The sequence below is a fragment of the Sphingomonas sp. T1 genome, assembly GCF_902506585.1.
Taxonomy (GTDB): Bacteria; Pseudomonadota; Alphaproteobacteria; order Sphingomonadales; family Sphingomonadaceae; genus Sphingomonas; species Sphingomonas aerolata.
This window is the reverse complement of the sequence record NZ_LR733909.1, coordinates 21,874-30,884: the sequence shown is the minus strand read 5'-3', so window position 1 is coordinate 30,884 and position 9,011 is coordinate 21,874. Positions and strand designations below refer to the sequence as shown.

General features: G+C 62.8%; 11 protein-coding genes. 9 read left to right on the top strand and 2 right to left on the bottom strand.

Annotated elements, in window-relative coordinates:
* Positions 1–244: 244 nt before the first annotated feature.
* Positions 245–1,537: a sodium/calcium exchanger protein gene (locus tag GV027_RS20295; protein ID WP_159513444.1), complete on the bottom strand. Its 1,293-nt coding sequence runs from the start codon at positions 1,535–1,537 to the stop codon at positions 245–247.
* A 133-nt stretch (positions 1,538–1,670) separates the two neighbouring features.
* Positions 1,671–2,978: a glycoside hydrolase family 130 protein gene (locus GV027_RS20290; RefSeq protein ID WP_159513443.1), complete on the bottom strand. Its 1,308-nt coding sequence runs from the start codon at positions 2,976–2,978 to the stop codon at positions 1,671–1,673.
* A gap of 317 nt (positions 2,979–3,295) precedes the next feature.
* On the opposite strand from GV027_RS20290, the gene GV027_RS20285 reads away from it, so the two are divergent.
* The 9 genes from GV027_RS20285 to GV027_RS20245 all read left to right on the top strand — a co-directional run bounded on the left by GV027_RS20285 (position 3,296) and on the right by GV027_RS20245 (position 8,776).
* Positions 3,296–3,736 (top strand): DUF411 domain-containing protein, encoded by a 441-nt coding sequence (locus tag GV027_RS20285; protein WP_159513442.1) that lies wholly within the window; start codon positions 3,296–3,298, stop codon positions 3,734–3,736.
* Between the two features lie 86 nt (positions 3,737–3,822).
* Positions 3,823–4,737 (top strand): NAD(P)/FAD-dependent oxidoreductase, encoded by a 915-nt coding sequence (locus GV027_RS20280; RefSeq protein WP_159513441.1) that lies wholly within the window; start codon positions 3,823–3,825, stop codon positions 4,735–4,737.
* 121 nt (positions 4,738–4,858) lie between these two features.
* On the top strand, positions 4,859–5,527 hold the full coding sequence (locus GV027_RS20275) for a DUF2490 domain-containing protein (RefSeq protein ID WP_159513440.1): 669 nt from the start codon (positions 4,859–4,861) through the stop codon (positions 5,525–5,527).
* Positions 5,528–5,700: 173 nt separating this feature from the next.
* Entirely contained in the window at positions 5,701–6,276 is a 576-nt protein-coding gene (locus tag GV027_RS20270; protein WP_126849560.1) for a recombinase family protein, read from the top strand.
* A 229-nt stretch (positions 6,277–6,505) separates the two neighbouring features.
* On the top strand, positions 6,506–6,856 hold the full coding sequence (locus GV027_RS20265; protein WP_066704234.1) for a type II toxin-antitoxin system RelE/ParE family toxin: 351 nt from the start codon (positions 6,506–6,508) through the stop codon (positions 6,854–6,856).
* On the top strand, positions 6,853–7,191 hold the full coding sequence (locus GV027_RS20260; RefSeq protein ID WP_066704232.1) for a helix-turn-helix domain-containing protein: 339 nt from the start codon (positions 6,853–6,855) through the stop codon (positions 7,189–7,191). Before GV027_RS20265 ends, GV027_RS20260 begins: the two co-directional genes overlap by 4 nt.
* 333 nt (positions 7,192–7,524) lie before the next feature.
* Positions 7,525–8,208 (top strand): ParA family partition ATPase, encoded by a 684-nt coding sequence (gene parA / locus GV027_RS20255; protein WP_066704229.1) that lies wholly within the window; start codon positions 7,525–7,527, stop codon positions 8,206–8,208.
* Positions 8,205–8,471, top strand: a complete 267-nt coding sequence (locus tag GV027_RS20250; protein ID WP_066704224.1) for a ribbon-helix-helix domain-containing protein — start codon at positions 8,205–8,207, stop codon at positions 8,469–8,471. Before parA ends, GV027_RS20250 begins: the two co-directional genes overlap by 4 nt.
* A 113-nt stretch (positions 8,472–8,584) precedes the next feature.
* Positions 8,585–8,776 carry a ribbon-helix-helix domain-containing protein gene (locus GV027_RS20245; RefSeq protein ID WP_010189081.1) on the top strand — a complete coding sequence of 64 codons (192 nt, stop codon included), beginning with the start codon at positions 8,585–8,587 and terminating at the stop codon, positions 8,774–8,776.
* Positions 8,777–9,011: the final 235 nt, after the last annotated feature.

Sequence of the window (9,011 nt, the reverse complement as noted above, 5' to 3'; positions counted from 1 at the left end):
GAATAGGCGGAGGGCCGCGGCGCATAGGTGGCGCAGCCGCCCAGCAGAACCGCCCCGGCCAGCGGGACGATGATGATAGGCTTGCGGATGTTCGGCATGGTGCGTTCCATTCGTTCTTGGTCGGCAGCTGGGCTGCCGGACCGAATATATATGGTTCGGCTCTCGAGCATTGCACGTCGCCGCCTGGGGCCGGGACGCAGCCGGTATCGGCCTCGGTCATTCACCCGGATAGGCGCTCGATCGCTCATGATTGCTCGCCTGCGGCAGGAGCAGCGCGCGGCGGATGGGCTTCGGGGTGGCTGGCGAAGAGACCGACCGCAAACAGATGCCCAAGCGACTTCGCGTTCGTGGCCACGACGATCGCGGAAAGCGCCAGATAGCCCCAGGAAAGCCACGTCAGGCTGGCGATCGTTCGCGCATCGTCTCCGAGAAAATTCAGCGTCAAGCCGACCTGAAGGGCGAACAGGCCGGCAAGCGCCAGAGCACCCCAAACACCCAGTCTCAACCGCAACAGCAGGGCAATGCCGAACAGCGATTGCGCGGCGGTGAGAAAGAACTCCTCGTGCTGCCGCGCATCGAGCGGCAGAGCGGTGAGCTCGCCCGCCCCAAGGCTCATTGCTAACGGCAGCATGCCGACCAGCAGGGTCCATTGGTTTATCTTGTCCGAGATCATCGTCGCAAGGCCGTTGGCGGCCCGCCCCGAGAGCACGAACAGCACTGCGATGGTCACTGCCGGCGCCTCGCTGGCGAGCGGCGCGAGCCATTGGATCAGCAGGAACTCGTCGATACCGACCAACCGTCCTGATTCGACCATCGCCTCCGCGAACGGTTCGGCCGAAGCGAGGATGACGGCCGCCGCAACGACCGTTAGCGCCGCCATTGCGGCCCACTGACGCGCCGACGACAGCTGGCCGAGCGCGGCTGCGGGACCAGGTTCGTCGTCCTCGTCTTCTTCCGCCTTGGGGAGATAGCTGACGCGCCAGACATAGGCGGCGAAAATCGCGACCAGCACGACACTGTCGATCCACCCGATCGCATCGCGCAGCAGGATCGTGAACGACCAGGCGGTGCCGATCAGCAGGAACACGACTTCGGCCGCGTTGACAGGTGCAAGATCAATGCGGCGCTGGCGGGTGCGAAACCAGTGGACGAGCACCATCAGCGGCCACGCCAGTCCGACCAGCAGGCGGTTGGCGCCCGTCATGTTCGCGGCAGCGTAGTGAACATAGTTGGACGACGGGTCCTGTCCCGCAGCATAGGCGTAGTAGAAGTCGACCGCATACTCCGGCAGCACGGTGACGAGCGCGATTGCCGCCACGATGAGCCCCTGGCTCACCCGTTTCTCTGCGGCCTCCGCACCCCAGGACAACATGAAGCCCGCTGCGAGGATCGCAACGCCGAAGAGCGCGGCGTCAAGCAGGGGATTGGGCCGCCAGCCGGCGAAGCGAAGTACGAGAGCGGGCAAGGTGGCGGCTACGGCAACACCAAGGTAACCGGCAAAACGGCGGAGCGTAGCTCGGGGCGCGGCAGCATTCATATCGTGACTATCTCCGAAAGCGGGCGACACCGTATTCTGACGAGAACGTGGCCGGGAGCACTGGTATATCGACCTCAGAGATCGCGGAGTCGCCTCGCCAGTCGATCCAAACGCGCCATCGACTGTCTCAGGCTCATTCCATCACGGCAAGCAGGTCGTCTATCGACGCGGTTGCGAAAGCGGTGAAGCTGTCGGCGACAGCGTAGGGGAGAAGCAGGTCGCGGCCGACCGCAAGTGCACCGCAGCTGTAGACGACATTGGGAACGTAGCCATCGCGCTGCTTAGGACTGGGAGCAAGGACCGGACGCGGCGTGCGCGCGAGCAGCTTGGATGGATCGTCCTTGTCCAGCAGGCACGCGCCCATGCAGTAGTTTCGGACCGTGCCGACGCCATGCGTCAGCACCAGCCATCCCTCATCCAGCTCGATCGGCGACCCACAATTGCCCATCTGGACGAACTCCCATGGATAGCGCGGCTCGATCAGCTTGGAGCCACCATTCCACGCCAGGATGTCCTCCGACGTCAGCAACCAGATGTTCTTGTTATCCTGACGGCCGAGCATCGCGAAACGGTCGTCGATTCGGCGCGGAAATAGCGCCATCCCCTTGCCTCCCGCGGCGTCGCCGGTCAGCGCCCGCATCTCGAAGGTGCTGAAATCGGTGGTGGTCAGCAGTTCCGACCGCACGGCCGAGCCGCTGAACGCCGTATAGGTGCCGTGATAGGCGAAGACGCCATCGCCCTCGTCGAAGCGGACGAGGCGCAGATCCTCGATGCCTTGGCGCTGGCTCGGCAGCACCGGGAATAGCACCGTCTCCGAAATGGTCCGACTGCCGCCGCAATGCAGCCGGACAGAAGCGTTGGCTGTATCGGCCTGATCAATGATTGGCGGCACCGATACGGACCCCGGATCGTCGATGGCCGGCGAGCCGCCCGGCTTCCACCGGCCGGTGCGGAAGGTCACGGAGGACAGATGGCCTTCGCCGATCCCACGCAGCGATAAGACAAAGCGGATTTCGCCTTTCTCCACATCGACTTGGTCGGGATGGAGTACCGCGCTGGGATTGAACAGCGCCGCTCCCTCATACGCATACTCTTGGCTGAAATACGCCCCGATCAGTCGGCGTTGTGCGTCGTTGCATCGATTGGCTCCGTCGAAACGGTCAGCCATCTCGTCAAAGCGCCGCCGCAGAAACGCATCGACATCCCGGTGGTTCTCGTCGAGCGATGCGGTCACGCCTTCCAGCTGGCGGGTCAGCTCGGGCTCGTCGAGCGCGAGGATGAAATCGACCGTCTCCTGCGTGCGCGTCGTGCCGTTATCGAAGCCAGGCGGATAGCCAGGTTCGAACGGCCGGACCACCGTTCGCGACGGATCGGGCCGAAGGAGCAGATCATGAAAACGGAGCCTCGCGCGCTCAGCCTTGGCGGACCTTCTTATGTTCATAAATGAGCTGTACGGACGAACTGCTTTGATCTCTATCCATAAAAGTGAGACTCTTTGGGGGCATACGTTCTGTATCTTAGTACTGGTCGCCAAGGGCGCGATCATCGCGGCGCTCGGGATATGGGTTCGGATCGAGGCCGTACCGTGCTGATTAGCGGCGTTACGCCCGTCGCAGGTACGATGTTCCTCTTCGGAACTCTCGTCGCCACGTTGCTATCCCGCTCCGCGCTTCGGGTTCTGCAATCGGCATGGCCGCAATCGCGTGCCGAGCGACTACGGTGCGTCACTGGATTGATATTTCGTTAGGAGGAAAGACCATGTTGATGAAAATAGCCGGAGTTATGCTTTCAGCAGTTATCTTTGTTGCTCCGGCAACGGCAGGTCCGCCGTCGGCGGCTACCGCCGTCATGTACAAGAACCCAGGTTGCGAATGTTGTGACGGCCATGCCGCTGCGTTGCGCTCAGCGGGCATAGAAGTGCGGGTCGTTCCGGTGAGCGATCTCGAAGCGGTGAAGTCGCGTTTTGGCGTGCCAGCGGAGCTGGCGGGGTGCCATACGACCATCATCGGGAAACATGCGATCGAAGGCCACGTGCCGATAGCGGCAGTGCAGAAGATGCTTAAGGAAAAGCCGAGCATCCGAGGCATCGCGCTTCCGGGAATGCCTGCTGGCTCCCCTGGAATGGGCGGGCGGAAGGTGGCGCCATTCAAGGTGCTCAGTTTCGGCGCGAAGGCCCCGGAGCTTTATCTGACGGTGTGAGGAAAGTCCGCACCTTGATGGAGGATCGAGCGCGGGCGCACCACGATGGGGGTGCCTGCTTATCGCGATCCGGTGGAAGGAGCACGATGTCCGAGCAGTGCGACGTTTTGATCGTAGGCGGTGGCCCTGCCGGCCTGACCGCAGCCATTTACCTCTCCCGCTACCATCGCCGCGTGATCGTGGTCGATGCAGGCCACAGCCGTGCAAAGTGGATTCCGCGCTCGCACAATCATGCCGGGTTTCCGGACGGGATCAACGGCGAGGATCTGCTAGGCCGGATGCGCGAGCAGGCCGAGCGTTTCGGCACGACGATCGTCACGGGCCTCATCGAAGAGCTGGAAGGCGGGATAGACGCCTTCGAGGCACGCGGCGCGGGCATCGCTTTTACCGCTCGCGCTGTCCTTCTAGCGACAGGCGTGGAAAACCGACGTCCGGCGATGGATGCAGCAACGCATCGCGACGCCCTCGACCGAGGATTGCTGCGCTACTGCCCCGTATGTGATGGCTACGAGGTAACTGGACAGGCGATCGGCGTGATCGGCGCCGACCATCACGGCGTATCGGAAGCGCTGTTCCTGCGAACCTTCTCGGACAACGTAACCCTCCTGACTTATGAGGCAGTCGAACTCTCCGAAACGGATCGCACCAGCCTGTCGAGTGCCGGCATCGAAGTACAGGAGAGTCCAATCGACGCGCTTGAGTTCGCTGACGCGGCGATGGTTCGGCTACGCGACGGCGGCCTCTACCGGTTCGACACAATCTATCCCGCTCTTGGCTCGGACAGCAACAACGCGCTCGCCAAGGCCCTCGGCCTGACGCTGAGCGACGATAGCTGCATTGTGGTCGATCCCAAGCAGCGGTCCAGCGTCTCAGGAATCTACGCCGCAGGCGACATCGTCATGGCGCTCGATCAGATAAGCGTCGCGATGGGCCATGCTGCGATCGCAGCGACAACGCTTCACAACGACCTGCGTCAGCACGATGGGCATAGCCTTGTGTAAGATGTGTGGGGAGGGTCGACGATCTGCCCAGATAGAGTCGCAGCTATTCGAAGGGCTAGCCGCAACAGGCGCGCGGGGGCCATTATAGTCCTGAATAGGCAGTTGGGAAAATATGAGGGACATGTGGTCGCCGATCATCGCCGTACTTGCACTATGCTTTGCCATCGCACCAGCACTCGCTCAAGCTCAGGACGAGCAGTTGTGGACCAAGCTTGACGTCTCAACCAAGTTGTTTGAGGGCATTGAACTGGTACTCGAGACCAACCAGCGCCTCAGCGACGATCTCGGCGGGCTCTATGAAAGCCAGTATTCCGCCGCAGTGGGCATCGAGCTCTCCAAGGGTGTGACACTGACCGGCGGCGTTAACCGCGTCGTCTCCGTCAGGAACGGCCAAGTCAGCAACACCGAATGGCGTCCGCGACAGCAGGTCAGCTTTCCTATCACGATGCTGGGAGGGGGCAAGCTGGCGGGACGCGTCCGCTTCGAGCAGCGCTTTCAAAGCAATGGCCAGGATGTTGGCCATCGCGTCCGACCCGAGGTAACCTATGCGCTGCCGCTCAGCGAGGCGCTCGATCTCAGATTCGCGCACGAGAGCTACTTCAATCTCAACACCGCTGATTTCGGCCAGGTTGCAGGCTACGAGCGGATGCGTAATTCGGCAACGCTGTCCTTCCCCATCGTAGAAAGGATGCACGCGGAAGTCGGTTATATGAACCAATACCGCTTCAACGGTGATGCTCGTGACCTGATGGAGCACGCGCTGACTACGGGGTTATCGATCAAGTTCTAACGCGGTTTTCCCTGCGGGGAGCTTTCGGACCTCTCCCGCGAACGGTCGTTCGCGCGAGAGCCGCGCCGATCGCGGCCGAGGGCGTTGAAACAGCTCTTTTAGCTTCCTAAAACTGTCCCTTGTTTCCTTCTCCGAAATCCGGCTAGGTCGTGTCGAGTTTTCGGAGAAGCCCCTTGCTCGTCGGCTATGCGCGCGTGTCCACCAGGGATCAGTCCCCTGCCCTACAGCTTAATGCGCTCCGCGAAGCCGGGTGCGAGAAGGTGTTCACCGAGAAGGCGTCGGGCGCGCAGCGCGATCGACCGGAGTTGAAGGCGGCGCTCGACTATCTCCGCGCCGGCGACACGCTGGCGGTGTGGAAGCTCGACCGGCTCGCGCGCTCCGTCCGGCAGCTCGTGGACACGGCCGAAGATCTCGCCAAGCGCGAGATCGGCCTAAAGGTTCTCACCCAGGCGATCGACACCACCAGCCCCGGCGGGCGGCTCGTGTTCCACGTCTTTGCGGCCGTGGCGGAGTTTGAGCGCGAGCTGACCCTGGAGCGCACCCATGCCGGGCTTGCCCAGGCGCGGGCCTTGGGGCGACGCGGCGGGCGCAAGCCGGCGATGGGACCGGCCGAGATCAAGCGCGCCAAGGCCATGCTGGCAGACCCGACCATCACCGTCGAGGAGGTGGCAGCGCAGCTCGGGGTGCAGCCATCGACGCTCTACCGGCACATTCCGGGCGGGCGCAGCTCGTTAAGCCTGCCGGCGTAGCGGAGGCCGCCCCGAGCGGGGCGGCCGCGTTGTTTGTCCCACCCACCCAGCTCTTGGGGCCGGGCATTGCGGCCCGGCCGGGCGCGAAAGCGCGTTCAGGCGAGGTCGTTGTTGCTTGCGCGTGAGCGTGTTCACACGTTCACGTGTTCATAGGTTCACATGAAACCATTGTCAGAGAGCGATGCATCCCCCCTTGACCATGTTGTGAGAAATAGCTACATTCGCGCCAATGCATCGGAAAGCCCTGCGTAACATCTCTTGGATCAAGGGCGCGCTTAAAGAGTTCGGCCGCTTTCCCGAGGACGCGCAGGACCAGGCGACCGACGCCCTCACGGCAATTGCCGAGGGTGACACGCCAGACATCGCTAAGCCCATGACCGGTTTGGGTTCGGGTATATGGGAACTGGCGATCAAGGAACGGGGAGACGCCTTCCGGGTGATCTACGCCCTCCAGCTCGACGACGACATTTGGGTGGTTCACGCCTTCCAGAAGAAGTCTAAGAGCGGGATCGCCACCCCGAAGCAGGAAATCGACCTGGTGCGCGAGCGCATCAAGCGTTTGAAGGAGGCGCTGCAATGACCGACGATGACGACTTCGAGATGATCCGAGGCACCGGCAACGTCTATGCCGACCTTGGTATGAAAGAACCCGAACAGCGCCAGCTCCGCGCGATCCTGGCGGCCGAGATCAGCAAGACGCTGGCGACCGACAATCTGACGGTGCGTGCGGCCGAGAAGATCACCGGCGTCGCCGCAGCCGATTTTTCGCGCATCCGTCAGTCCAAGCTCAAGGGCTTCACCATCGACCGGTTGATGACGATCCTCGATCGGCTTAATCGCGATGTGCAGGTGTCTGTATCCGTGCTGCCGCGCAAGGCGGACGGGCAAGCAGGGTTTCACCTTCTCCCGGCCTGAAATGCTCGACTAGGCCATCGAGGCGGTGTGTTCCAAGTTCGACGACCTGCCGCCGCTAGTCTGGAAGCCCCTTATCGACGAGGCTGTTGTGGCGACGCGGCGAGCGCCGAAATCCGCGAACAGCAAATAGGGTCTGGCGCCTGCCGCTGCGCGGCACCGCCGCTCTCAGTCGCTTCGCTCCCCAAGCCCGCAAGCGGTCTTGGCCCTGCCGGGTTCCGATCGGCTGGCGGGGCGAGGATCCGCGCAGCGGATCGCCGCCTTGACGTGGGCGCATGATTCGTCCACACGTGAACGTGTTCACAAGTCCACACGTTCACGTGTTCAGGGGTTCACATGAAGGTCATTACCGTCATCAGCCAGAAAGGCGGCGCGGGCAAGACGACTCTGGCGATCCACCTAGCCGCAGCCGGTGCGGGTGCGGGGCTTACCGCGTTGATCCTCGACACCGACCCGCAGGCGACCGCGAGCCACTGGAGCGAGTGGCGCGGATCGTCGGACCTAGAGGTGGTCGATTGTGCCTCCCCTCCCCTCTTGCCCCGCAAGCTTCAGCAGGCCGCCGAACTGGGGGCCGACCTGGTGGTGATCGACACCCCGCCCCATGCCGACATCATGGCGCGGGAAGCCTGCAAGGTCGCTGACCTGGTGCTGATTCCGTGTCGTCCGCAAGCCTTCGACCTCAAAGCCGTCGAGATGACGGCCGAGCTGGTGCAGGCGAGCGGCAAACCCGCGTTCGTGTTGTTCATGGGCGGCCCCCAGCGCGCGCCGACAACCTACCGGGATGCCCGCGAGCTGATCGAGGGTAGCGATGGCGTCGCCGGCATGGGCGTGGACGTTGCGCCCGTCATGCTCACCCAGCGGGCGATCTATCATCACAGCACGGCGCAGGGGAAAACCGCGATCGAGCTGGAACCCGAAGGCAAAGCGGCGGAGGAAGTTGCCGCGCTATGGGAGTGGACAAGTAAACAGGTGAACGTGTCCACACGTTCACGAGTGAACAACGAGCGGGGCGCGGCATGAGCAAGTTCGGCGCAATGAAGCAGCAGCGGGCGGAGAAGGCTGGCGCGATCGGCGACAGCCCAGACCAGGCGACGGCGACGGTCGCCACCCGCGCCCAGACCCGGCAGGGCAAGAAGGCGGTGAGCGCCTATTTCAGCCCTGAGGTCAGTCGCGGCCTCAATATGCTGGCGGCCGAGCAGGGGACGACGTTGCAGGCGCTCCTTGGCGAAGCCATCGACCTTCTTATGCGGCAGCATGGCAAGCATCCGTTTGGCGAGCGGTAGCTGTCCACGCGTGAATATGTGAATGTGTGAACACAGAAATTAGGAGCTTGGGGGTGGCACGATCGACAAACGCCAGAAAGCCGGCCGGGACGGCAGCGCAGGCCGACGAACCGATGCTGCCGATCGAAGCGCCGCGCCGTCAGCGCAACCGCATCGGCAAGAAATCGATCGCTGGCCGGTTTGATCCGGCGGTTGCCCGAGCGTTCGCGATCCTTGCTGTCAAGGAGGACAGCACGATCGAGGCGATGTTGACCGAGGCCGTCCTCGACATTCTCCAAAAATACAATCAGCCAATCGAGAAGTGAACAGGCTCACGTGTGAATGTGTGAACACGTGGACAATAGACCTATTGCACCAGCCTTATAGAGCACACTTCCCAACGCTATAGGAATCTGACAGGCTTTGGTGTCGGCGAACTCGTTCGCCGATTCGTCGTGGCGATCATAGCGGGTGGCACCGCTAGGGCCAAAACGACGAAAGCCCGGCTTGGCGGCCGGGCTCTCGGAAAGTCTGATGGGCGGGAAGCCCGTGTTCTGTCGC

Coding starts and splice junctions, on each gene's coding strand:
- GV027_RS20245 (WP_010189081.1), top strand. CDS start 8,585: ATGCTGCCGATCGAAGCGCCGCGCCGTCAGCGCAACCGCATCGGCAAG.
- GV027_RS20290 (WP_159513443.1), bottom strand. CDS start 2,978: ATGAACATAAGAAGGTCCGCCAAGGCTGAGCGCGCGAGGCTCCGTTTT.
- GV027_RS20275 (WP_159513440.1), top strand. CDS start 4,859: ATGTGGTCGCCGATCATCGCCGTACTTGCACTATGCTTTGCCATCGCA.
- GV027_RS20285 (WP_159513442.1), top strand. CDS start 3,296: ATGTTGATGAAAATAGCCGGAGTTATGCTTTCAGCAGTTATCTTTGTT.
- GV027_RS20280 (WP_159513441.1), top strand. CDS start 3,823: ATGTCCGAGCAGTGCGACGTTTTGATCGTAGGCGGTGGCCCTGCCGGC.
- GV027_RS20295 (WP_159513444.1), bottom strand. CDS start 1,537: ATGAATGCTGCCGCGCCCCGAGCTACGCTCCGCCGTTTTGCCGGTTAC.
- GV027_RS20260 (WP_066704232.1), top strand. CDS start 6,853: ATGACCGACGATGACGACTTCGAGATGATCCGAGGCACCGGCAACGTC.
- parA (WP_066704229.1), top strand. CDS start 7,525: ATGAAGGTCATTACCGTCATCAGCCAGAAAGGCGGCGCGGGCAAGACG.
- GV027_RS20265 (WP_066704234.1), top strand. CDS start 6,506: ATGCATCGGAAAGCCCTGCGTAACATCTCTTGGATCAAGGGCGCGCTT.
- GV027_RS20250 (WP_066704224.1), top strand. CDS start 8,205: ATGAGCAAGTTCGGCGCAATGAAGCAGCAGCGGGCGGAGAAGGCTGGC.